Source organism: Arthrobacter sp. Leaf141 (assembly GCF_001424565.1).
Taxonomy (GTDB): Bacteria; Actinomycetota; Actinomycetes; order Actinomycetales; family Micrococcaceae; genus Arthrobacter.
Map to the genome: position 1 here is coordinate 211 of NZ_LMOL01000001.1, position 23103 is coordinate 23313.

General features: G+C 66.4%; 22 protein-coding genes. 13 read left to right on the forward strand and 9 right to left on the reverse strand.

Translation table 11 applies throughout. The annotated features are described in order from the left end of the window. Together ASF72_RS00005 and ASF72_RS00010 are read right to left on the reverse strand one after the other, a co-directional pair. On the reverse strand, nucleotides 1–1660 hold a 1660-nt coding region (locus ASF72_RS00005; protein ID WP_200933598.1), incomplete at its 3' end, for a carboxypeptidase regulatory-like domain-containing protein. Nucleotides 1661–1817: 157 nt separating this feature from the next. Then, on the reverse strand, nucleotides 1818–2435 hold the full coding sequence (locus tag ASF72_RS00010) for a TetR/AcrR family transcriptional regulator (protein WP_056595487.1): 618 nt from the start codon (nucleotides 2433–2435) through the stop codon (nucleotides 1818–1820). Nucleotides 2436–2535: 100 nt separating this feature from the next. Here ASF72_RS00010 and ASF72_RS00015 point away from each other — a divergent pair, with 100 nt between their 5' ends. Next, nucleotides 2536–2823 (forward strand): hypothetical protein, encoded by a 288-nt coding sequence (locus tag ASF72_RS00015; protein ID WP_056595404.1) that lies wholly within the window; start codon nucleotides 2536–2538, stop codon nucleotides 2821–2823. Between the two features lie 98 nt (nucleotides 2824–2921). On the opposite strand, the gene ASF72_RS00020 is transcribed toward ASF72_RS00015, so the two are convergent. Continuing rightward, nucleotides 2922–4313 carry an MFS transporter gene (locus ASF72_RS00020; RefSeq protein ID WP_056595406.1) on the reverse strand — a complete coding sequence of 464 codons (1392 nt, stop codon included), beginning with the start codon at nucleotides 4311–4313 and terminating at the stop codon, nucleotides 2922–2924. A gap of 243 nt (nucleotides 4314–4556) precedes the next feature. Here ASF72_RS00020 and ASF72_RS00025 point away from each other — a divergent pair, with 243 nt between their 5' ends. The 4 genes from ASF72_RS00025 to ASF72_RS00040 all read left to right on the forward strand — a co-directional run bounded on the left by ASF72_RS00025 (nucleotide 4557) and on the right by ASF72_RS00040 (nucleotide 8258). Beyond that, nucleotides 4557–5225 carry a response regulator transcription factor gene (locus ASF72_RS00025; RefSeq protein WP_050686672.1) on the forward strand — a complete coding sequence of 223 codons (669 nt, stop codon included), beginning with the start codon at nucleotides 4557–4559 and terminating at the stop codon, nucleotides 5223–5225. Beyond that, nucleotides 5222–6664, forward strand: a complete 1443-nt coding sequence (locus ASF72_RS00030; RefSeq protein ID WP_056595409.1) for a sensor histidine kinase — start codon at nucleotides 5222–5224, stop codon at nucleotides 6662–6664. The genes ASF72_RS00025 and ASF72_RS00030 overlap by 4 nt, the downstream gene beginning before the upstream one ends. A gap of 25 nt (nucleotides 6665–6689) precedes the next feature. Continuing rightward, nucleotides 6690–7655, forward strand: a complete 966-nt coding sequence (locus tag ASF72_RS00035; RefSeq protein ID WP_050686722.1) for a TAXI family TRAP transporter solute-binding subunit — start codon at nucleotides 6690–6692, stop codon at nucleotides 7653–7655. A 111-nt stretch (nucleotides 7656–7766) separates the two neighbouring features. Then, nucleotides 7767–8258 carry a hypothetical protein gene (locus ASF72_RS00040; protein ID WP_056595411.1) on the forward strand — a complete coding sequence of 164 codons (492 nt, stop codon included), beginning with the start codon at nucleotides 7767–7769 and terminating at the stop codon, nucleotides 8256–8258. A 6-nt stretch (nucleotides 8259–8264) separates the two neighbouring features. Here ASF72_RS00040 and ASF72_RS00045 read toward each other — a convergent pair whose 3' ends face one another. Continuing rightward, on the reverse strand, nucleotides 8265–9752 hold the full coding sequence (locus tag ASF72_RS00045) for an XRE family transcriptional regulator (RefSeq protein WP_050686675.1): 1488 nt from the start codon (nucleotides 9750–9752) through the stop codon (nucleotides 8265–8267). Between the two features lie 177 nt (nucleotides 9753–9929). Here ASF72_RS00045 and aceA point away from each other — a divergent pair, with 177 nt between their 5' ends. Together aceA and aceB are read left to right on the forward strand one after the other, a co-directional pair. Further along, nucleotides 9930–11246 carry an isocitrate lyase gene (gene aceA / locus ASF72_RS00050; protein WP_056595414.1) on the forward strand — a complete coding sequence of 439 codons (1317 nt, stop codon included), beginning with the start codon at nucleotides 9930–9932 and terminating at the stop codon, nucleotides 11244–11246. 111 nt (nucleotides 11247–11357) lie between these two features. Then, nucleotides 11358–13010 carry a malate synthase A gene (gene aceB / locus ASF72_RS00055; protein ID WP_056595416.1) on the forward strand — a complete coding sequence of 551 codons (1653 nt, stop codon included), beginning with the start codon at nucleotides 11358–11360 and terminating at the stop codon, nucleotides 13008–13010. A gap of 164 nt (nucleotides 13011–13174) precedes the next feature. On the opposite strand, the gene ASF72_RS00060 is transcribed toward aceB, so the two are convergent. Beyond that, a complete protein-coding gene (locus ASF72_RS00060) occupies nucleotides 13175–14368 on the reverse strand; it encodes an MFS transporter (RefSeq protein WP_056595418.1) in 1194 nt (397 codons plus the stop codon). A 136-nt stretch (nucleotides 14369–14504) separates the two neighbouring features. Between ASF72_RS00060 and ASF72_RS00065 the strand changes: the two genes are divergently transcribed. The 4 genes from ASF72_RS00065 to ASF72_RS00080 are packed head-to-tail and all read left to right on the forward strand — an operon-like array spanning nucleotide 14505 to nucleotide 17470. Continuing rightward, on the forward strand, nucleotides 14505–15464 hold the full coding sequence (locus ASF72_RS00065) for a D-2-hydroxyacid dehydrogenase family protein (RefSeq protein ID WP_056595421.1): 960 nt from the start codon (nucleotides 14505–14507) through the stop codon (nucleotides 15462–15464). Between the two features lie 12 nt (nucleotides 15465–15476). Continuing rightward, entirely contained in the window at nucleotides 15477–16052 is a 576-nt protein-coding gene (locus tag ASF72_RS00070) for a GNAT family N-acetyltransferase (RefSeq protein WP_056595424.1), read from the forward strand. 28 nt (nucleotides 16053–16080) lie between these two features. Continuing rightward, the gene (locus tag ASF72_RS00075) at nucleotides 16081–16785 is read left to right on the forward strand and encodes a DsbA family oxidoreductase (protein ID WP_056595427.1); all 705 of its coding nucleotides are present in this window, start codon (nucleotides 16081–16083) and stop codon (nucleotides 16783–16785) included. A gap of 34 nt (nucleotides 16786–16819) precedes the next feature. Further along, nucleotides 16820–17470 (forward strand): TetR/AcrR family transcriptional regulator, encoded by a 651-nt coding sequence (locus tag ASF72_RS00080; protein WP_050686685.1) that lies wholly within the window; start codon nucleotides 16820–16822, stop codon nucleotides 17468–17470. Between the two features lie 75 nt (nucleotides 17471–17545). Here the strand turns inward: ASF72_RS00080 and ASF72_RS00085 are convergent, their stop codons facing one another. Both ASF72_RS00085 and ASF72_RS00090 read right to left on the reverse strand, forming a co-directional pair. After that, complete coding sequence (locus ASF72_RS00085; RefSeq protein WP_056595430.1) at nucleotides 17546–18214, reverse strand: LytR C-terminal domain-containing protein; 669 nt, start codon at nucleotides 18212–18214, stop codon at nucleotides 17546–17548. After that, on the reverse strand, nucleotides 18207–18506 hold the full coding sequence (locus ASF72_RS00090) for a type II toxin-antitoxin system VapB family antitoxin (RefSeq protein ID WP_197273594.1): 300 nt from the start codon (nucleotides 18504–18506) through the stop codon (nucleotides 18207–18209). The genes ASF72_RS00085 and ASF72_RS00090 overlap by 8 nt, the downstream gene beginning before the upstream one ends. Before the next feature lie 149 nt (nucleotides 18507–18655). On the opposite strand from ASF72_RS00090, the gene ASF72_RS00095 reads away from it, so the two are divergent. Both ASF72_RS00095 and ASF72_RS00100 read left to right on the forward strand, forming a co-directional pair. Further along, the gene (locus ASF72_RS00095) at nucleotides 18656–19585 is read left to right on the forward strand and encodes a hypothetical protein (protein WP_056595434.1); all 930 of its coding nucleotides are present in this window, start codon (nucleotides 18656–18658) and stop codon (nucleotides 19583–19585) included. A 93-nt stretch (nucleotides 19586–19678) separates the two neighbouring features. After that, nucleotides 19679–21289 (forward strand): stealth family protein, encoded by a 1611-nt coding sequence (locus tag ASF72_RS00100; protein ID WP_082178353.1) that lies wholly within the window; start codon nucleotides 19679–19681, stop codon nucleotides 21287–21289. Nucleotides 21290–21384: 95 nt separating this feature from the next. Here ASF72_RS00100 and ASF72_RS00105 read toward each other — a convergent pair whose 3' ends face one another. Both ASF72_RS00105 and ASF72_RS00110 read right to left on the reverse strand, forming a co-directional pair. Continuing rightward, complete coding sequence (locus ASF72_RS00105) at nucleotides 21385–22317, reverse strand: phosphodiesterase (protein WP_056595437.1); 933 nt, start codon at nucleotides 22315–22317, stop codon at nucleotides 21385–21387. A gap of 164 nt (nucleotides 22318–22481) precedes the next feature. Then, nucleotides 22482–22967: a glutathione peroxidase gene (locus ASF72_RS00110; RefSeq protein ID WP_050686694.1), complete on the reverse strand. Its 486-nt coding sequence runs from the start codon at nucleotides 22965–22967 to the stop codon at nucleotides 22482–22484. Nucleotides 22968–23103 lie beyond the last annotated feature (136 nt).

Here is a 23103-nt window from a genome sequence, read left to right on the forward strand (position 1 = left end):
ACGTCCCGGCAGCAACAGTGACGGACGCCTGGCCGTGGTACGGCTGGAGCGGCCAGTCATAAACGCTGAGCCGGGCGGTGACTTTTTTGCCGGCGTCTGAAGTCTGCAGAAGGAACGTCCGCTGATTGGACCTGTAGTCCTGGACGCCATTCACGAACCAGTCGTAGTAGGGACCGAAATCGGGGACGGGGCTGAGTGTTCCGTGGTTGACGGTCAGGGTGTTTCCCGCGCTGGGTGTGCCCGAAATGGTGAACGGGGCCGATGCAGTGACGGCCTCGGCGCCCGATGCACCGGCGTGAACGGTCTCGGAGTAGGACGAATACCCGGCCTTGGTCCCCGTGACCTTTGCCCAGATGTCATACCCGGCATCGGCGGCAGTGGGCACATACGTGGTGGCTGTGGCGCCGGCTATGTCCTGGAGCTGGGCACCTTCCTTGGAGCGCTGCCACTGGTAGGCCAGAGCCACCGGAGCGGGTCCCCATGCGCCGGGATCAACTGTGAGTGTCTGTCCTGCCTGCGCCGATCCGTAAACGTAGGGCCTGCCCGGAGCCATCGACAGGCCGTCCCGCTCCAGCTGGATTGCTGCGGGCACCCGCTGCCCGGCTGACGTTGCGGTCAGGATGGAAGCGGCTTCCATCGTGGCGACGTTGTTGTAGCACTCGGGCTTGTACCGGTACTCCCGGGGTGCGCCGCCGTAGACCGTGTCGGAAACGCAGAGCTTGTATTTTTTGCCCACGGTCATGCGCCAGTAGATCTTGCCGTTGGCGTCCGAGGTCAGTGGCCCCATCTGGGGGCCGTCCCAGGCGCCGGTTGCGTCGTTGTATACCCACGGGACGTAACCGACGTCGGCAATGGGTGCGCCGTCCGGGCCCGTAACGGTTGCTTCGATCAGCGTTTCATTGCTCATCACAAAATTGGCGTTGGTCCACTTAACCCCGGCAGGAACAGTGGCTGTGGTGTAGGTGTCCACGGCAGCGGTCCCGTTCCAGTACTTCTCCAGGTAAAGCCGCTGCCCGGACTCGTCCCTGACGCTGATGTAGGCCTTGTTGGGCGGGACCTTGCCAAGCGTGTAATACCCGTTGGCATCGGGTTTGGTGCTGCTGACCTGCCCACCGCCGGCGGGCGACGCCTCGACGGAAACGGCTGTCAACGGCTGCCCTGCCTGGTTGGTGATCCGGCCGCTGATGGTGCCGTACGCCTCCAGCTGCGGGTTGAACGTGGTGGTGGGGGCAGCATCGGTCACGGCCACGGGCGTCGAGTTGTAGGAGCCCGACTCGTTGTTGTTCCACTCGCTGGCATAGGTTGCCGAGCAGGGCCCGCTGCTGCAGGTGGTCCACATCTTGTAACTGCCGGCTGCCGGTACGGTGAAGCTGTAGGACCCGTCGGCCGCTGTCCACGCGCCGGCCACGGAGGAGGCCGCGGAGTTGTTGGTGTAGGCCCCCACCCACACATCCCCCAGCGGCGTGGCCGTTGCCGTGGCGCTCAGCTTTCCCTTAACAACGCCCTTGAAGGTATAGGTCGCGGCCGAGGCAGGAACGGCGCCGGCGAAGAGGCCGGCGGCCACCAGCACCACCGCCGCCAGGACAGCCCAGGGCCGCGCCCACACCCCCTGCCGTGGTCTTTGGATCGGATGGTCGGCGGCAGATCGCGGCAACGGCATGGGTAAGGTCCTTTTCCCCAAGAAAGTGACAGAAGGGACCGAGCGGTCCGCTGCCATCGTAGGCGCCGGTCCGCAGCAGCGCCATGGGGAGTTCTGCCCGGCGTCGCGGCAGCGTGGCGTGAACGGACGACGGCGGCGCGCACCCGGGAGTTCAGGTTCAGACTCCTGGGTGCGCGGCTTCCTTAGCCCTGGCATCAGTGAGCAGGGCACCGGCCATCAGCGTGGCCGTCCGCACAATCGCTGCCCGGCGCCGGACGGCCCGGTCCGGCGCGCTCCCGGCCAGGAGGGCGTCGATCTGTGGCAGCACCGGCCAGCCGTCGCACAGCGTGACAACGGTGATCAGCAGGTCCGCCGCGTCCTCGCGGTCCACGCCCGGCAAAACGTCCATCACCTGCCCCACCTTGATGGCGCAATGATCGGTGCGGGTGGCTCTGCTGACGGTTTCCCGCCCGCGTTCCAGCCCTTCCCAGAACACCAGCCGGGGCAGCACGCCGTCCGTGGTGTGCCTGTCGAACAGCCGGCCCGCATAATCGCCAAAGGCTTCCGGGCCGGAGCCGCGGATGGGAACCTCGGTCATCACCCGGATCATTTCGGCGGCCAGGACGGCATCGAACAGGTCATCCTTTTTGCCGAAGTATTGGTAGATGCGCTCCTTGTTGACGCCCGCGGCGGCGGCGATCCGGTCCACCCGGGCTCCGGCGAGTCCGTTGGCGCTGAATTCCGCGGTGGCGGCAGCCAGCAGCAGCTCTTTGGTGCGTTCGGTATTCCAGGCCATGGCACCCATCCTACGCAATTTCCAACCAAGTAGTTGCAATTGGCCGGACGTCCCCGTAGTGTCGCCATCAACATAAGCAACTAACCAGTTGGAGATTTCGATGACTGCCGTGCCACAGCCCGCCACCGACACCCCTCCCGCGGCTGCCCTGACGCCTCTGCCGCCCGCACCGCCGTCCATCCACACCCGCGCCGTCATGACCTGGCTGGCCATCTTTCCGCTCGTTTCCATCGGCATGCTGGTCCTCGGTCCGCTGATGGACAGCTGGCACCCGGTGCTCCGGGCCATGGGGCTGACCCTACTGGTGGTTCCGTGCGCCGTTTACGTGGTGCTCCCCCGGTTCTTCCGGCTGCACGGGGCCCTGGCAAGTCGCCGCGCGGCACGCTGACAGCTGCCGTAAACGCCAAAGGTGCGGTGCCGGCGAAGCCGGCATCGCACCTTTTCCTGCATCTTCCGGTAACCCCGGCTGGGGCAACCGGGCGTGAACTAGCGCCTTGCCTCGAGGAGGTCGGCGCCGTCGTCGGACTTGGCAACGTCCCAGGCGTGGCCCTGTTCCTCATCCAGCTGGGTGGGCTTCTTGTTTTTCAGCGCGAAAATGTACACCAGCAGCGACAAGGCAATGGCCACCGTGACGTAGGTGAAGAAGAGCTCGATGTTGCCGGCCTTCTGCAGCGCCGCGCCAATCAGGGGAACCGTTCCACCAAACAGGGAGTTGGCGATGGCGTACCCCAGGCCCACGCCGAGGGCGCGGATGGAGGCCGGGAAGAGTTCGGCCTTCACCAGTGCGTTGATGGACGTGTAGCCGCCCACAATGACCAGGCCGCCGAGCATCAGCAGGAAGGCCGTGAAAGGATCCCGGGTCCCGCCCAGCGCGGACAGCAGCGGCCACGTAAACAGGACGCCGGTGATTCCGAACCACAGCAGCAGCGGCTTGCGGCCCACCTTGTCGGAGATGATGCCGTAGACCGGCTGCAGGCACATAAAGATCAGCAGCGCCCAGAAGTTGATCACGGACGTCTCGGTCTTGGCGATGCCGGAGGTATCGTTCATGAACTTCAGGATGAAGTTGGTGTACGTGTAGAAGGCAACGGTGCCGCCCAGCGTGATGCCGATGCAGATCAGCAACGGCTTGAGGTGCTTGGTCAGCAGGAGGCGCATCGTTCCGGGCTGGGCCTCGCCGGCAACCTTCACGTGTGCGGCGCGCAGCTGGTCGGAGGACAGCGTCTCCTCCATGGAGCGCCGGAGCCAGAGAACCACCAGTGCCGCCACCCCGCCGATCGCGAACGGGATCCGCCAGCCCCATTCGGTAAGCACGGTGCCGCCCATGCTGTTCTGCAGGATGATCAGGACCAGCAGCGCCAGCATCTGGCCGCCCACCAGGGTCACGTACTGGAAGCTGGAGAAGAACCCACGACGGCGGGACGTTGCCGCTTCCGACATGTAGGTTGCGCTGGTGCCGTACTCGCCACCGACGGAGAAACCCTGTACCAGGCGGATGAACACGAGGATGATGAGCGCCCAGATCCCGATGACGTCCTTGGTGGGCAGGATGGCGATGGCGAACGAGCCGGCGGACATCATGGTCACGCTCAGGGTCAGGGCGGCCTTGCGTCCCTTCCGGTCGGCGTACCGGCCGAAGAACCAGGCTCCGATGGGCCGCATCAGGAAGGTCGTGGAAAACACCGCCATGGCCTCAAGGCCCGCCTGGAGGTCACTTTCGGAGCTGAAGAAGTGGGACTGGAAGTAGGCGGCGAAGACGGTGTAGACGTAGAGGTCGTACCATTCAACGAGGTTGCCGGCGGATCCTTTCAGGATGTTGCCCACGGCCCTCCGGGTCTGGGCCGCCTCGTTACGCGGCGTTGCGTGTTGGGTGCTCATCAGTGAACCTTCCTTGGCGTGGACAGTCTCCCGAACGGTTGGAGGACTTCCACCAAGTTAGGGGTGATGCGGCGCACAACCAACGCCGGGACGGCTTTCCTAACACTTCCTTAGGATTCGCCCAGCCGGGCCCCGCCCATGCCGCCGCAGGTATCCGGCCAATGGCCCGCCCCGGGTAATTCCGGCCCGCACGCGATAGTCTCCAGTGACGCTTCCACCCGGCAGCGCAGAAAAGGACAGGCAATGGACGTGCTGATCGTCGAGGACGACGACGCCATGGCCGCTGCCCTGACCGCCGCGGTTGGCTCAGCCGGACTGCATACCACCCGGGTCTCCCGCGGAGCCGACGCCCTGCTCTCGCACCGGAACTTCCAGGTGATCCTCCTGGACCTGGGGCTGCCGGACATGGACGGGCTGGAGGTCCTGCGGAAGCTCCGCCAGGTCACGGACTGCCCCATCCTGATCCTGACCGCCCGCGATGATGAACGCAGTGTGGTCCTGGGCCTGCGCTCCGGCGCGGACGACTACCTGGTCAAACCCGTCAAGTTGGTGGAGTTGTTGGCCAGGATCGAGGCGGTGACCCGCCGGGCAGGGCGCGCCCGGGACAGCGCGCCGGCCACCATTTCCCTGGCCGGGCTGGAGATCGACGTGAACCGGCGGTCCGCCACCCGCGACGGCGCGGTCCTGCCACTGACGGCCACGGAGTTCGACCTGCTGGCCCTGCTGGCCCGCCATGCCGGATCCGTGGTCACCCGGGAACAGATCCTGGACGCGCTGTGGGGCGATGCGTTCCTGGCCTCGTCCCGGTCGCTCGACGTGCACCTTACCGGGCTGCGGGCCAAGCTGCAGAAGCCCGGCTTCATCATCAACGTGCGTGGGGTGGGCTATCGGGTGGAGGCTGATCCGGCGTGAGGATCCGGGTCCTGGGCATCCTGAGCGTGCTGTGCCTGGCGGTGGTTTTCCTGGTCACCGGGACCATCCTGACCTCGGCGTCCCGGGAGCTGACCCAGGAACTGCAGATCAACCGCGCAGCCTCGCTGAACCGGCTGGCGCAGGTGGCCTTCGATGCCTCGTCCGACGGCGACACCGCCCGGCTGCAGCGCGACATGGACACGTACTCGGGGTTGTACGGGGAGGGCATTGTGGTCCGGGTACAGCAGTCAATGCTGCGGTCCGGCGGCCTGGACGGAGACCGGGCGGACGTCGCTGCTGCGTTGTCGCAGGCCAGGCTCAACGTAAACGGCACCTCGCTGGCGCCGATTGAGCCGTTCGGTGCCGGTTCCCAGCTCATGTTCCGGCCCTTCGGAAGTGCCAGCCAAGTGCTGGGGGCGGTGGTCCTGGAAGTTGACCTGGACGCCGCCCGCCAAAAACTCCGGGAACGCTGGCTGCTGGTGGGAGCTGCCGCACTGGCGCTGGCAGCCGTCCTGCTGCTGGGGGCCGCACGGCTGACCGGCTGGGTCCTGCGGCCCGTCCTGCGGCTGGATTCCGCCGTGACCGAGCTGGAACGGACAGGCCGGGCAGGAAGGCTGCCGGAGGACGGCCCGCCGGAGCTCCGCCAGCTGGGCAGGTCCTTCACTGCCATGGCCGGGACGCTGACGGCCAGCCTCGACTCCCAACGCCAGCTGATCGCCGACACATCCCACCAGCTCCGGAATCCCGTGGGAGCCCTGCGGCTGCGGATGGACCTGCTCCAGCTGGAGTTGGCAACGGCCCGGGAACGCGGCGCCGCGGACAGTGTCATGGCGGAGCTGGAACGTGTGGAGGAAATCCTGGACGGCGTGCTTAAGCTTGCCGCCGCCGAGCACCGGTCATCCGAGGACGCCGCCCGGCCGTTCAGCGGTCCGGCCCGGCCGCCGGCCCAGACCATGGACCCGTACCCGATCCTGCAGGGGGAAGTGGAGCGGGCCCTGCCGGCGGCGGAGCGGGCGGGCTGCCGCCTGGTGCTGGCCCCGCCGCCGGCGCCCAGCGCGTTGGTGGGCTGCCATCCGGCGGAACTCGCGCAGATGGTGGCTGAGTTGCTGAACAACGCCGTCAAGTATGCGCCGACTGCAACGGTCACAGCGAGCCTCCAAGTTGACCCCGGCACTGCAGTGGTGGAAATTTCCGACGACGGTCCAGGGCTTTCCGCGCCGGACCGGGCCGCCGCCGCCACCAGGTTCTGGCGGGCGGCGCAGCACTCCGCGGTCCGGGGGACGGGGCTGGGGATCACTATTGTGGGTGAGCTGGCGGCAGCCAACGGCGGCCGGTTGGTGCTGGCCGCGGTCGAACCCCATGGCCTGGCGGTGCGGCTGGAGTTCCCGGTGCTGCCGGATCAGCGGCTGGCCACGGACCCGGGAGCCAGGCGTGGCTGACGCCGGTGCGGGGCTTTCACGGCGGATGGTCCTGCGGGGCGGGCTTGCCGCAGGACTCGCCCTGGGACTGCCGGCTGCGCTGGCCGGCTGCACAGGTGCCGGCCGCCCTGATCTGGTCACCGTTGCCGGTGGTGAGCCTGGCGGCTTCTACCTTGAGTTCGCGGCCCTCCTGGCCGCTGCGCTGGAGCGGCACGGGGTGGCCGGCAAAGCCACTGCCGTCCCCACCGGCGGCAGCCTGGACAACCTGGCGGAACTGCGGGCGGGCCGGGCCACGTTTGCCGTGGCCCTGGCGGACGCCGCGGGCACCGGAACGCCGGTTGAGGCCGGGACGGATCTTGCTGCCCTGGGCCGGGTTTATGAAAACTACGTTCATTGCGTGGTGCGGCGGGACAGCGGCATCAGTGCACTCGGCCAGCTGGCCGGCCGCCGGATCGCCGTGGGCCAGCCGGGCTCCGGCACCTCCCTGACCACACCAAGGATCCTTGCGGCTGCCGGCCTGTCCGCCTCGCCGGAAGGTGCGGCATCGAAGGCGGGGACCGTCGTCGTCCTCAACCTGGGGCTCAACGAGGGACTGGCCGCCCTGCGGGCTGGCTCCGTGGACGCCTTGTTCTGGTCCGGCGGTGTGCCCACGGCGGCCATCGCCGTTGCGGGGCAGGACGTGGCGCTCGGGCTGCTGGACCTGTCCGCGGTGCTCCCGGAGCTCCGCCGGCAGCACGGGGCGGTGTACGACAGGGTGCTGATCCCCGCCGACAGCTACCCGGGCGTGCCGGCGGCGTGGACCGTGGGCGCCGCGAACCTGTTGCTGTGCCGGCCCGACCTGGACGCCGCAACAGTGCAGCGGACCGTGAAACTGCTGGTGGACAACGCCAGTGAGCTGATCCCGGAATCAAGCCTTGGGGTGCAGTTCCTCAGCCCGGAAAGCCTGATCAACACGGCCGGCATTACCCTGCATCCGGCGGCCGCTGCCGCGTACCGGGAGTTGCACGGCTAGGGCGTTTCGCGGTGTTTTCCACATACGTCCGATGGGTCGTGGCTGCCGGATATCTTCGGGCCTAGCTTTGGAGCACAGCCTGTCAATGCTGACAGCGCAGGAGAGGAAACGATGGCCACGAAATCACGCAACGCGAGGGGTCAACGGCATCATGCCAGGTGTCAGCCGGGAAACCCCTTCGTCAACGCAGACCAACACGTGGTTCTGCCCTCGCCCGCTAATGTACGCGAACTGGAAGCCCTCACTCCGGCCTTTATCCGCTGGTTCCGGGCAGGCCCCGGTAATCCTGACGCGACGTTTGTCGTCGAGCATCTGGCCTTCTTCTTTCGCTTTTACCCGCGGGACGAAGAAACATCCTCCATCACTGCATTGCATCCGGAGAATGTGGCCGCGAAGATGGCTTCGCTCCTTCTGCATACAGTCCAGGAAGGAATAGTGGCCATGTACTGTTTGATGCACTTTGTGGAATTTCTCCGCGATTCCAGCCGGTGGACCGGCGACCAGGAATCGTTCCGGGCAGTCCACGGGCTCCTTACCGATTTCATCTGCATCGATCTCAGGGCGGCGCGCCAAAGCCTGGACAGGGCAGTACGCCGCGGCTAAGCCGGCTCAGCTTCCCGAATGCGCCTGCAGGAAGCTGTACACCTCGGTTTCGTCCACGCCGGGGAACGCGCCGGGCGGCATCGCGGCCAGCAGGTGCGAGTGGGCGCGGGCGGACGGCCAGGCGTTTCCCGCCCATTCGGACGCCAGCGCCGCCGGCGGCCGCTTGCAGCAGTTGGGGTCCGGGCACAGCGACTTTTCCCGTGCGGTGGTCTCCCGTCCGCGGAACCACTTCACGTGCTGGTACGGCACCCCGATGGACAGGGAGAACTCGCCGTTTGCGGAGCGCTCCGTCCGCGCTGTGCACCAGTACGTGCCGGACGGCGTGTCCGTGTACTGACTGTAGGCACTGAACTTGTCGGGCACATCGAAGACGGCCCGCGACGTCCACGCCTTGCACGACGGTTGGCCCTCGATGGCGCCGGTATGGTCCTGCGGGAACGTCACGCCGTCGTTCTCATAGGCCTTGTAGATGATGCCGCTTTGGTGGGTCTTCTGGAAATGGGTGGTGATCCCCAGATGCCGGGTGGCGAGGTTGGTGAAACGGTGCGCGGCCGTCTCGTAGGAAACCGCAAACGCGTCCCGGATATCCTCAACAGCGATCTCCTTCGCCGCCTTGGCCTTCTGCAGGAAGTCCACCGTCGTCTGCTCAGGCAGGAGCAGCGCCGCCGCGAAATAGTTCGTGGCCACGCGCTGGGCCAGGAAATCACCGTAGTTTTTCGGCGTCTCGTGCCCCAGCACGTAGTGGCCCAAGGCCTGCAGCAGCACGGAACGGGGGTCATGGTCCTGCCGTTGGCTTTGCGTCAGGTAAATTCGGCGGTTCTTCAGGTCCGTCACCGACCGGGTGGAATGCGGCAGGTCCCCTACGTGGTGGAGGCTGAAACCCAGGTTCTCCGCGATGTCCGCGATGACGTGCTGGGACAACGGACCGGAGGTGTACCCCACGGCGGCCAGCACCTTCTTCGCCTCCGCCTCGTACTCCGGGAAGTAGTTGCCGCGCTCGCGCATCATGGCCCGCAATCCGCCGTTGGCCCGCCGGGCCTCCTCGGGGGTTGCCACCTGTTCGTTCAGCTTGCGTTCCAGCTCGTGCAGCAGCCCCACCTGGGCTTCCAGCACATCCAGCGGAAGCCTTGAGCTGATGCGGATTTTGGGGATGTTCAAGGTCTCATACAAGGGCCCCCGCTGGTAGCGTTCCAGCTCGATCTCCAGGGCCGCCCGGCGGCTTGGCGGTTCGGCCCCAAGCAGCTGTTCGATCCCCACCCCCAGGGCAGCGGCGAGCTGCTGCAGCATCCCGAGTTTGGGTTCCCGCTTGCCGTTCTCGATCAGGCTCAGCTGGCTTGGCGCGGTTCCCACCGCGGCACCCAGGCCGTCAAGGGTCAGGCCTGCCGCTTTCCGCAGGTGCCGGACCCTGCGGCCCAGGCTGATGACGTCCAGTTCGGGGACGGCGGCGGGGACGGTGGACGGCGCAACGTTGCGGTTCCAGCTGGTAGGCGGCATTTATGCAGGATAAGCGAAGAAACGCATTTCTTTCCAGTCTTTTGATCTATTTTCCGGATTGCAACTACGGAAAAGTGTTGTTCACGGAAAAGATTTGCACCACCGTACCGGCCCGCCGGCAACCGCAGCGAAGCGGCCCGGCGGCCGGAACCCCGGCGCATAAACGAGGAGACAACGATGACTGCAGCTTTTGAGCCCGCCCAGCAGACGCCCGGCCAGCAGGCAGCGGCCCTGGAACTTGAGTGGGCTGCCAACCCCCGCTGGGAAGGCGTGACCCGCGACTACTCAGCCTCCGACGTCGTCAAGCTCCGCGGCCGGGTCACCGAAGAGCAGACCCTGGCCCGCCGCGGTTCGGAAAAGTTGTGGAAGCAGCTCACGGAAGAGCGGCAGACCGGCGGCTACACCAACGCCCTCGGCGCCCTCACCGGCAACCAGGCCGTGCAGCAGGTCAAGGCCGGGCTGCGCGCCATCTACCTCTCCGGCTGGCAGGTCGCCGCAGACGCCAACAACTCCGGGCACACCTACCCGGACCAGTCCCTGTACCCGGCCAACTCGGTCCCCACCGTGGTGCGCCGGATCAACAACGCCCTGCTCCGGGCGGACCAGATCGAGTTCTCCGAAGGCATCCAGACCGTCGAGGACTGGCTGGTGCCCATCGTGGCCGACGCCGAGGCAGGCTTCGGCGGGCCGCTGAACGCCTACGAACTCATGAAATCCATGATCCAGGCGGGCGCGGCCGGCGTGCACTGGGAAGACCAGCTCGCCTCTGAAAAGAAATGCGGCCACCTGGGCGGCAAGGTCCTGATCCCCAGCCAGCAGCACGTCCGCACCCTGAACGCTGCCCGGCTCGCCGCCGACGTCGCCGGCACCCCCACCGTGGTCATCGCCCGCACCGACGCCGAGGCCGCCACCCTCATCACCTCGGACGTCGACGAACGCGACCAGGAATTCATCACCGGCGAACGCACGGCCGAAGGCTTCTACAAGGTCCGCAACGGCATCGAACCCTGCATTGCCCGCGCCAAGGCCTACGCCCCCTACTCGGACCTGATCTGGATGGAAACCGGCACCCCGGACCTGGACCTGGCCCGCAAATTCGCCGAAGCCGTCAAAGCCGACTTCCCGGACCAGATGCTCTCCTACAACTGCTCGCCCTCCTTCAACTGGCGCAAGCACCTGGATGACGACACCATCGCCAAGTTCCAGCGTGAACTCGGCGCCATGGGTTTCACCTTCCAGTTCATCACCCTGGCCGGATTCCACGCCCTGAACTACTCGATGTTCGACCTTGCCCACGGTTACGCCCGGGACGGCATGAGCGCTTACGTCGAGCTCCAGGAAAAGGAATTCGCCTCCGAGTCCCGCGGCTACACCGCAACGAAACACCAGCGCGAAGTCGGCACCGGCTACTTCGACAGCATCGCCACCGCGCTCAACCCGAACGCGTCAACACTCGCCCTCGTGGGATCCACAGAAGAAGGCCAGTTCCACTAATCCCCAGCCGCCTTTCCCACCCACTTGCCCTATCACATATGGTCCCTATCGACAGCTGTTGGGAGCCATAAGTGATAGGGCAACGGGGTGGACAGCCAAGGAGCAACTCCCATGAACACTTTCACCGACAACTTCAGCATCAACGGAATCACCCTGACCGCGCAGCCCGTGTGCCGGCAGGACGAGGTCCTCACCCCTGACGCGCTGGCGTTCCTCGCCAGGCTCCACCGGGCCACGGCGGGACGCCGCCAGGAACTGCTCCGGGCCCGCCGGGCACGCCGCGCCGGAATCGCAGCAGGACAGGACCCGAGGTTCCTCCGCGAAACCGAGGACATCCGCAACGACCCCACCTGGCGGGTGGCTCCCCCGGCCCCCGGCCTGGAGGACCGCCGCGTGGAAATCACCGGCCCGGTGGACAAAAAGATGACCATCAACGCCCTGAACTCAGGTGCCAAGGTCTGGCTGGCGGACATGGAGGACTCCTCCACCCCCACCTGGCGCAACGTCATCAAGGGCCAGCTGAACCTGACCGACGCCCTGGAGCGCCGCATCGACTTCACCTCGGAGGAAGGAAAGGAATACCGGCTCCGCCCCGCCACCGAGCTGCCCACCATGGTGGTCCGGCCACGGGGCTGGCACCTGCCGGAAAAGCACATGCTGGTCGACGGCACCCCCATCGCCGGCGGAATCGTGGACTTCGGGCTGTTCTTCTTCCACAACGCCCGCCGCCTGCTCGCCCAGGGCAAAGGCCCCTACTTCTACCTGCCCAAGATCGAGAACCACCTCGAGGCCCGGCTCTGGAACGACATCTTTATCCTGGCCCAGGACCTGCTGGGCATCCCGCAGGGCACCATCCGTGCCACCGTGCTGATCGAAACCATCACCGCCGCCTTCGAAATGGAGGAGATCCTCTATGAACTGCGGGACCACGCCGCCGGCCTGAACGCCGGCCGCTGGGACTACATCTTCTCCCTCATCAAGAACTTCCGCACCCGCGGCCCCCGGTTCGTCCTCCCGGACCGGGCCCAGGTGACCATGACGCAGCCGTTCATGCGGGCCTACACGGAGCAACTGGTCCGTGCCTGCCACAAGCGCGGCGCCATGGCCATCGGCGGGATGGCGGCAGCAGTGCCCAACCGCAAGGACGAGGCCGCCAACGGCATCACCTTCGAAAAGGTCCGTGCCGACAAGGCACGCGAAGCCGCTGACGGGTTCGACGGCTCCTGGGTGGCCCACCCGGACCTCGTTCCGGTCTGCCGCGAGGTCTTTGACGAAGCCCTCGGCAGCAAGCCCAACCAGCTGGACCGGCTCCGGGCGGACGTCACCCCCGATGACCGGGCTCTGATCAACGTGGCCACCACGGAAGGGACCATCACCGAACACGGCATCAGGATCAACATCGAAGTGGGCATCCGCTACATCGAATCCTGGCTCCGCGGCAATGGCGCCGTGGCCATCCACAACCTCATGGAAGACGCCGCCACCGCCGAAATCTCCCGTTCCCAGCTGTGGCAGTGGATGTACGCCCACGCCATCACGGACCAGGGCGAGATCATCACCCAGCAGTGGGTGGAGGAACTCCTCGATGAGGAATTCGCCCGCCTGGAGCGCTTCGACGGCGACCGTTTCGAGGATGCCCGGGACATCTTCGAAGAGGTCACCCTGGCCCAGGATTTCCCGACTTTCCTGACGCTGCCCGCCTACGCCCGCTACCTCACCGAGACCCGCGAAAAGGCCACCGTGGAGGAACTCGCCGCGGCCTGACATCCTTCCGTCCGCCGGCCCGGCACGCCCCTCGCAACAAGGCACCCCGAAATCCGGGGCGCCGGGCCGGCACGGAACCCCCGTCCCACCCCCTCCCTGAGTGGGTGGGACAATCCCGTTTTGCTGGCGGGCGTTCGGGGCCGCGTACGACGGCGGCACCCGGCTCAGCGGCCCCGCGGCACCTGGCGCACGGACAAGGTGGTGCCGGCGAAGAAGACCAGTACGGAACCAAGGATCAGCAGCAGGGGCAGGGTCCAGGAACCGGACGCGTCATGGACGAAGCCCACCAGGGGCGGCGCGAGGGCCGCGAAGCAGTAGCCCAGGCCCTGCACCGTGGCGGACATCCGCCCGGCGGACGCCTGGTCCCGGGCCAGCCGGATGACTGCGATGAACACAACGGTGATGCCGCCGCCCTGGGCGATGCCGCCGGAAACGCTCCACAGCCACCACAGCCCGGGCGCCAGCAGCAACCCGACAGGAACCGCGACCCACAGCACTCCCAGGGTGATGGCCACCGTTTTCATGCTCCAGTACTTGGCGGCAAACGGAACGCCCAGGCCGCCCACGATGGCCAGGATCTGGAAAATCGAGGAGGCCGCGCCGGCTCCGGACGCGGACATGCCGAGTTCGTCGTGCAGGTAGCTGGGCAGCCAGGCGGTCACCCCGTAATAAGAGAAAGCCTGGCCTGCAAAGCCGGCAGTCAGGCCTGCCGTGACCCAGCCGGCGCCCTTCACCGGCGGCAACGGCGCAACTGCAGGCACCTGGCCGGACACCAGGAAGGCGTTCCGCGGTCCCACCGCCAGCGTCCACCCCACGATGGCGAGGACGGCCAGGACCGCCACGGCCGCGAGCGCCGTCCGCCATCCTGCCGCGGCTGCCAGCGGGGCGGTCACCACGGACGTCAGAAAGGACCCCACGTTCAGGGCGGCCGTGTAGATGCCCATAGCGGTGCCTTGCCGGCCGGGAGCAAAATCACGCCGGATGATCAACGGCGCCGCAATGTTGCCCACCGTGATGGCCACGCCGATCAGCACGGTGCCGGCCACCACCAGCACCGGCCCCCCGGCGGACCGCAGCAGCACACCGGCCAGGACCCCCAGGATGGTCAGCGTCACCGCGAACTCGGCCCCGAATTTTCTGGCCGCGAGGGATGCCAGCGGCGCCGCGAGCGAGAAGCAGAGCACGGGGATGCTGGTCAGCAGCCCAAGCATCACCGGTGAGAACGCCAGTTCCGCCTGCATCAGGTCCACCACAGGCGCTACGGCCACAAACGGCCCGCGCAGGTTCAGCGCCAGCAGGCCAATGCATGCCAGCAGGATCCAGCCGGCAGGAATCCTGGCGGAAAGCCGGCCGGTCATGGGCGGCGGGCGGGTCGGGGCCGAAAAATCATCACCCCCATTGCTATCACGGCGCCCTTCCCCGCTTCAGAGTGTTGCCCCGTGAGGGCCTGCTTTACGATGAACATCACGCCATTCCGGGACAAAGGACACCGCCATGAAGCACCGCCTAGCCATCCTCGACGATTACCAGGACGTGGCCTCCGGTTTCGCCGACTGGGCCGCGCTCGAAGCCCAAGGCATCACGGTCACCACGTTCCGCAAGCCGTTCGCGTCCCCGGAGGCCCTGGTGTCGGCGCTGGCCGGCATAACAATTGTCATCGCCATGCGCGAGCGGACCGCATTCCCCGGCGAGGTCCTGGAACAGCTCCCGGCGCTGAAACTGCTGGTCACCACCGGCATGGCAAACGCCGCAATCGACACCGGGGCCGCAGCCGACCTCGGCATCACCGTGTGCGGGACGCCGGGCTCCCCTGCCGCCGCGCCGGAGCTGACCTGGGGGCTGCTGCTTGCCCTCGCACGGCACCTGCCCGCGGAGGAGCGTTCACTCCGTGCCGGCACCTGGCAGTCCACGGTGGGCTTCGAACTCGCCGGCAAGACCCTGGGGATTGTGGGCCTGGGCAAGATTGGCCGCAGGATAGCCGGCTACGGCAAGGCCTTCGGCATGGACGTGGTGGCCTGGAGCCAGAACCTGACGGCAGAGGCTGCTGCGTCCGCCGGTGCCCGGCTGGTCAGCAAGGAGGAACTGTTCCGCGCCGCAGACGTGGCCACCCTGCACCTGAGGCTCTCAGCCCGTTCCGAGAACGTTGTGGACGAACCGGAACTGCGGCTCCTGGGGCCGGAAGGGCTCCTGGTCAACACCGCCAGGGGACCGCTGGTCAACCAGGACGCGCTGGTCAGGGCGCTGAACGGCGGCTGGATCCGCGGTGCCGCCCTGGACGTCTTCGACCAGGAACCCCTGCAGGCGGGCCACCCGCTCCTCACCGCACCCAACACCGTCCTCTCCCCGCACCTTGGCTACGTCACCACGGAAAGCTACCGCCAGTTTTACGGCGGCGCCTTCGAGGACGTCACCGCCTGGCTGGCCGGTTCGCCCGTCCGCACCATCACCGCCTGACAGGAAGATCCCATGAGCCACCTCCTTCGGCAGGCAACAGCGGACGACGCCGGCGCGCTGGCGGAGCTGGCGGCCGTCACCTTTCCGTTGGCCTGCCCGCCGTCGTCGTCGGCTGTTGACATCGCCGCGCACCTCGCGGCGACCCTCAGCGAAGCCTGCTTCGACGACTACCTCGCGGACCCGGACATCACCATCACGGTGATTGACTCCGAGGGTGCGCTGGACGGCTACAGCCTCCTGGTGGCCCGGCCCGCCACCGACCCCGACGTGGCGGCCGCCCTGACCCTGCACCCTTCGGTGGAGCTGAGCAAGTGCTACGTCCATCCGGTCCAGCACGGGCTCGGCGCCGCCGCCGAACTGATGCGCGCCACGCTGGCCGCAGCCGCCGCTACCGGCGCTGCGGGCATCTGGCTGGGTGTCAACAACCAGAATGAGCGGGCGCTCCGGTTCTACACCAAGTCAGGTTTCCGGCAAGTGGGAACCAAGTCGTTCCGGCTGGGCACCACCGTGGAACACGACTTCGTCTTGGAGCGTGCCCTCACCCCTGAACCGCCGGTGTGGGATATCCAACAGCGGCAGCAGGAATAGCCGCCGCTGCCGTGCGGTTGTGCCCACCATGAAGGTAGAGATCTGGTCAGACGTTGCTTGTCCCTGGTGTTTTATTGGCAAGCGCCGCTTCGAGGCAGCGCTGGCCGAGTTCCCGCACCGTGCCGCGGTGGACGTCCAGTGGCGCAGCTACCAGCTGGATCCGGCACTGCCGGAACACTACGACGGCACCGAACAGGACTACCTGAGCACCCGCAAGGGTATGGCGCCGGACCAGGTACAGCAGATGTTCAGCCATGTCACCGAGGTGGCCAAGGGCGAAGGCCTGGCGTATGACTTCGACTCGGTGGTGGTGGCCAACAGCTTCACCGCCCACCGGCTCATCCATCTCGCCGCCACGCAGGGCGTCCAGGATGCCGCCAAGGAGCGCCTGCTCAGCGACCATTTCGAGCACGGCAGGGACATCGGCGACCAGGACTACCTGGCCGCACTGGGCCACGACCTTGGCCTGCCCCAGGCTGAGGTGGCGGAACTCTTCACCTCGGACAAGTACGCAGCGGACGTCCGCTTCGACTTCGAGGAAGCCCGGGCCCTGGGCATCAGCGGTGTGCCGTTCTTCGTGATCGACCGGAAGTTCGGACTGTCCGGCGCCCAACCCGCGGCCACGTTCACGGAGGCGCTGACCCGCGCCTGGGAGGACGCCAACCCGCTGGTGCTGGTTGACGCTGCCAACGCCGGGGAAGCCTGCGGGCCGGACGGCTGCGCCACCAGCTGACTGTTTTACTGACACATCGGGGTAAAGTGTCTGTATGCCACGGATTACAGCCGCCAGCAACGCAGACCAGCGCGCGGACACGCAGCGCCGGATCCAGACGGCGTTCGGTGAGCTCCTGTTTTCCCACGGCCTGCCCGGCCTGACCATGACGGATGTTGCCCGGCACGCCGGGGTTGGCCGCACCGCCGTGTACAACTATTACGCGGACATCGAGGAACTGCTGATCGCGTACGCGCTGGATGAGACGGAGAAGTTCCTCACCGAGCTCCGTGACTCGCTGGCCACGCTCGAGAACCCCGTGGACCGGCTGGCACTGTACGTGCGCGCCCAAGTGGTGGACCTCTCCCGCCGCCACCTCCCGCCGGGCCCTGCCATGGGCGCTGTGCTGTCGCCGTCGTCCTTTGCCAAACTGGCCCATCACGTGGGCGACCTCAGCGTGCTGCTGCAGGGCATCCTGCGCGACGGCATGGAGCAGGGCTTCCTGCCGGCCGCGGACATCAGCCAGCAGGCGCAGCTGATCCTGGGGACGCTGTCCTCCAGCGCGGCCCGCGGCAGCGACGAGGCCGCGGAACTGGAGGCACGCGTAGCCCGGACGGTGCGCTTCATCCAGCTCGGTGCCGGCGCCAGGTTTGACGACGGCGGCCGGCCCGTCCGCCAGGGGCTGGACCCCGCACCCCTCCCCTGACTTGCGCTATCAGATGTGGTCCCCATCGCCCCGGTATAACGACCAGGACTGATAGCTCAACGCGAGGGCGGGGGCCTAGGGAGCGGCGGACGGGACGACGGGTGACTTATCGTCGTCGGCGATCCGGCGGCTGTCCCGCGGGCAGCTGAGCCGGCCGGGCGTCTGGTCCACAACCTCCGGCGCAGTCAGTGCGCTGTAGGCCTGGGACAGGATCACGTCCACGCTGCCATCGGTCCTGCCGTCCTGGAAGTAGTCCGAGCCCGGCAGGTTGCGCTGGATGCTGAAGGCCGAGGACTGGCCGGTGGGGCCGGAGACCACGGCGGCGATGCCCCGGTAGCCGGCGTCGATGTTGGCCACGGCGCCCACCACGAACTTCCGGGCCAGGAGCTCATCCGCCACGGCGCGGGCCAGGCCGGGGCGGCTGGTGGAGTTGTACACGTTGACGTTGATGGTCTCGTTGGGCGCGTAGTCAAAGGTGGCGGCAGGACAGGTGGCAGCAGTTTCCCTGGCTGCCTCGGCCGCCGGGATCTTGAGCTGTCCGTTCATGATGGCCATGGCGGTGATGATGGCTGCCGCGATCATGCCGACGAGGAGCACCAGCACCGCCCCGTGCACCGCGCGGCGACGCACCTTGGCGGTGCCGTCGTCGTCCCGGACCGCATCCAGCGCGGCACGAAGCTCCGGTCCGCTGACCACATGATGGCCGTGCAGGACCGTGGTGTCCTGCGGCTTTCTCCTAGCCATCGAGCACCAGGACCCTGGCGTGGATCGCGGTGCGCTGGTGCAATGCCGTCCGGACGGCCCGGTGCAGGCCGTCCTCTAGGTAAAGGATCCCCTGGTACTGCACCACGTGCGGGAAAAGGTCGCCAAAGAACGTGGAGTCCTCGGCCAGCAGGGCCTCGAGGTCCAGGGTGCGTTTGGTGGTCACCAGCTCGTCCAGCCGGACCGGGCGGGGCGGAAGCGAAGCCCACTCCTTGGGCGTGGTGTAACCATGGTCGGGGTACGGGCGGCCCTCGCCCACAGCTTTGAATATCACCATGCCACCCTAGGCATCCTGCCAGCCCAGCGAAAGTCTCCAGCGCCGGCGGCGGGCAGGTTGTAGCCAAAAAGCAACCATTGGCCACGTCCCGGGCGGGCCCGTAACGGGGGCCTGCCCGGCGCCGCCCGCCTGACAGAATGGGACCCATGACAGGTTTCCAGTCCCCCGCCGTGCCCACCGCCGAAGCCCACCACCCGGCAGCGCCGCCGCTGGCGCTTTTGCTCGACGTCGACGGGCCCGTGGCCAGCCCCGTCACGCGCTCGGTCAAACCGGAAATCATCAACGACCTGCTGGCGCTGGCCGCCGCGGGCATCCCCGTCATCTTCAACACGGGACGGTCGGACGCCTTTATCCGCGAGCAGGTTATGGACCCCATGATCCAGGCCGGCATCCCGGCCGGCACCCTGATCCATGCCATCTGCGAGAAGGGAGCCGTGTGGTTCACGTACACGGCGGCCGGTGCGGGCCCCCTGCATGTGGACCACGAACTTGCCGTGCCTGCCGCCTACGGCAACGACGTCAGGACCCTGGTGGCTGACAAATACGCGGAACACATGTTCTTTGATGAAACAAAGCGGGCCATGGTGTCCGTGGAGCAGCACATCGGGGTGGCCAGCGCTGACTACCTGGCCGAGCAGAAGCTGTTCGACGCCGATGCCATGGATTTGATGACGAGCCATGGCCTGGGTGTGGTCCGGTTGGACCACCACGTCCCCGATTCCGATGATGCAGTGGACTACCGGGTGGACCCCACCATCATTTCCACCGACATCGAGTCGGTCCGGCTTGGGAAGGACCTGGGCGCCAGCCGGGCGGTGGAGCTGCTGGCCGCGCAGGGCATCACGCCGCAGGCCTGGCGGACAGTGGGCGATTCCCGCACGGACTACGCCATGGCCGACTGGCTGCACCACAACGGCCATGCCGTAAAACACGTTGATGTCCGCCCCGCGGACGGCGTCCCGGTCAAACCGTACACAGTGCTTACCGCGGCGGACCTGGGACTTGCCGAAGACGTCATCCACGACGACGCCGGCGGAGCATTCCTGCGCAGCTGGCGGGAGGAATCCAGCCGCTGAACCGGGTGGCCCCGGGCAGTCAGGATCGGTCCGGTAAACATTGCGTTAGCCCGGCAGGACTATCATGCAGGTAGGAACGCAACATATACCAGCATGGAGACAACCATTACAGAAGCAACGGTTCAGGACGAGGTCTACTACGGTGGACAGGCGTCGGCAGCAGAAGAATTCCATGCAGAGGTCACATCGGCCGAGGCGCAGCAGCGCCTGAAACACCGCCCCGATGTTGTCCGGCATAAGGGCCGCTACGCCCTGATCAACGACACCAGGACGCCTTACCAGGCCATGGTGGAGGATCTGGTCTTCCTGCGCAACGTGCTCACCGACGCCGGACTGGCCTATCTGCTGGTCCGTGGCAACAACCACCGCCCCGTCATCGCCCTGGACTGGAAAGACCGGAAGAAGCTGCGGGCGGCGCTGGTTGAATCCTGCCGGGACGAGCCGTTCTACTCCATGACGGTGGACGCCAAAAAGAAAACGTCGGTCCTGGTGGCTGACGGGGAACTATCCTCCAACCGGCAGGCCCGGATCTTCCGCCTGTACAGGCCCCGGGTGGAACCCGTGGGCGGCTTCGAGTTCGGCGCTTCCGCGGGCGTCCAGATTGAGCTGTGGTCCTTCGAAGGGGAAGAGCTCACCCTGCCCATCGAGAACTCGCTCACCCGCCGCACCCTCCTGCGCCAGGACGCGGTCCGCGGCACGGTGGAGCGTTACGGCCACTCCTGGCCCACCATCGAGAACATGTTTGCCGACCACGCCAGCGACATCAGCTTCGACATTGACCTGGTGTTCTCCTGGGTGGACGGCAGTTCCCCCGAATACATCGCGGCGCGGCGCTCCCAGCAGAAGGACGTGGTGCTGGGCGAAGGCGACGACCACGAGGCCCGCTTCCGGCAGATCAACGAGCTCAAATACGCGCTGCGCTCGGTGTACATGTTTGCGCCCTGGATCCGCCGGATCTTCATCGCCACCGACTCCCCCGCGCCGTCATGGCTGGCGGAGGAGCACCCGGCAGTGACCATTGTCCGCAGTGAGGAGTTCTTCTCCGACCCGTCGGTCCTGCCCACCCACAATTCGCAGGCCGTGGAGTCCCAGCTGCACAATATCGATGGCTTGTCGGAGCACTTCCTGTACTCCAACGACGACATGTTCTTCGGCCGTGCCGTCAGCCCTGACCTCTTCTTCACGCCCGGCGGCATCACCAAGTTCATCGAAGCCGAAACCCGGATCGGCCTGGGCGACAACGCCGCCGAACGCAGCGGTTTCGAGAACGCCGCGAGGGTCAACAGGAAGCTCCTGTGGAACAGGTTCGGGCGGATCACCACCCGGCACCTGGAACACACCGCTGCTCCGCTGCGCCGCAGCGTAGTCTCCCGGATGGAGAAGGAGTTCCCGGACGAGTTCCGCAAAACAGCGGCCAGCCGGTTCCGGGCCGCCGACAACATCTCGGTCACCAACTCGTTTTACCACTATTACGCCCTGCTCACCGGGCGTGCGGTGACGCAGACCGCGGCGAAGGTCCGCTACGTGGATACCACCATGCGGAGCGGGCTGAACTACCTGCCCAAACTCCTGTCCAAGCGCAACATGGACTTCTTCTGCCTGAACGATGGCAGTTTCCCCGAAGTAAGCTCCGATGAGCGCGCGCAGCTGGTGACGGACTTCCTGGAGAAGTACTACCCCATCAAGGCACCGTGGGAGAAGTAACCGCTGGTCGTCCCTCCGTTTAACCCAAGAGGCCGGCACCTGGGTGCCGGCCTCTTTCTTCCAATCGGGACTGTTGCGCCGGACCTGCCGGGGAACTACGTGAACCGGGATGGCTGGCCGAGTTTGGGGCCGACCGCCTGCTTGCGGGTCTCCGGGATCCGGACGCCCGCGGCGGCCAGCCGCCTGGCTGTCTCGGCCGCAGGAACGTATTCGCCCACCGTCGCGGCGCTGCCCAACGGCACCACCGAGTGCACAATGGTGTGCTCGTAGACATGGACCAGGTTGAAGGACTGCCCCTTGTCCTGGCCCCGGGTGCCGCCGACAGGGACATTCAGGTCCTGCGTGTAGCAGCTGGCCGATGCCACCGAAACCGGTACCCCGGCGAAGCTGGCGGTGGTGGAGTAGTGCAGGTGCCCGGCGAGGATGGTCCGGACGTCCGAGTTCCGCACCACGGCCGCCAGTGAGGCCTGGTCCCGCAACTCCACCAGCACCGACAGATCCAGGACCGACGGGACGGGCGGGTGATGCAACGCCAATATGGTCCCATCCGGTGCCGGCGTTTCCAGCTCCCGGGCCAACCAGTCCAGTTGATCGGGGCTTAGTTCTCCGTGGTGGAAACCTGGCACCGTGGTGTCCATGGTGATGACCCGCAGGCCTTCGATGAAGTAGCTGTGATCAACCGGCTCATCCGTCCCGGGCTGGTCCAGCAGTCCGCGCCGGAAGTTAGCCCTGTTGTCATGGTTGCCCATGGCCCAGATGATCTTGGCGCCCAGTTCTTCACACGCGGGTTCAACGATGGCCCGCAACTTTGTATAGGCGTCAGGATCGCCTTTATCTGCAAGGTCACCGGTGAAGATGACCGCCTCCGGCCGCGCCCCTGATGCCTTGACCTCTTCAAAAAGTTGAATCAGCCTGGCTTCGCTGTCAACGACGCCATAAAGGGGGTCCGGTCCTCCCAACAAGTGGGGATCGCTCAGGTGGAGAAGGAAGTGGCGTGGCCGGGGATGTTCGGCCTCGATGTGCTCCATTGCTGCCTCTGTGGTCGGTGGGAAACGGCGTTTCCCTTCTACCTTCAGTAACGTTTATCCAACCAGACATCCGGCAAACTTTGGGCAAATCGCCGACGCCCATGTGGAAAAAGGTAAAAAAACTGCGCTTCTGCGCCGCAAATTCGCGGAACGCGCGGTTTTTCTTATCCCAAGGCCTTTTCGACGGCGTCAATGACCTCCGCCGAGTCCGGTTCCGTGGTGGGGGCAAACCTGTCCACAATCTCGCCGTCGCGGTTGACCAGGAACTTCTCAAAGTTCCACTTCACCATCCCCGGCAACAGGCCCTTCTTGAACGTGGTGAGCTCCGAGTAAAGCGGGTGCTGGCTCTTGCCGCGGACATCAGCCTTGACCGTCAGCGGGAAGGTGACGCCGAAGTTGCGCTCGCAAAACTCGGCGATCTCGCTGTCCGATCCGGGCTCTTGTCCGGCGAACTGGTTGCAGGGGACGCCCAGGATCTCGAAGCCGCGGTCCTGGAACTTCCCATAGAGCGCCTCAAGGCCAGCGTACTGGGGGGTGAAGCCGCAGTTCGAGGCCACATTGACCACCATCACCACGTTGCCTTTGAACCTGCCGAATTCGGTCTCGGTTCCGTCGTTAAGGGTCAGCGGGATCGGGTACAAAGATGCCACGGGTCTCGTCCTCAGAAAGTTGTCCATACAGGGTGTTCGTTACCAAAGACCCAACGTACTGGTGGGTGCTGGTGGTTTCCTGTACGCGGAATTCGGTGCGGCGAAGGACCGTTGCGGGAGGCGGGGCAGCAGGGGC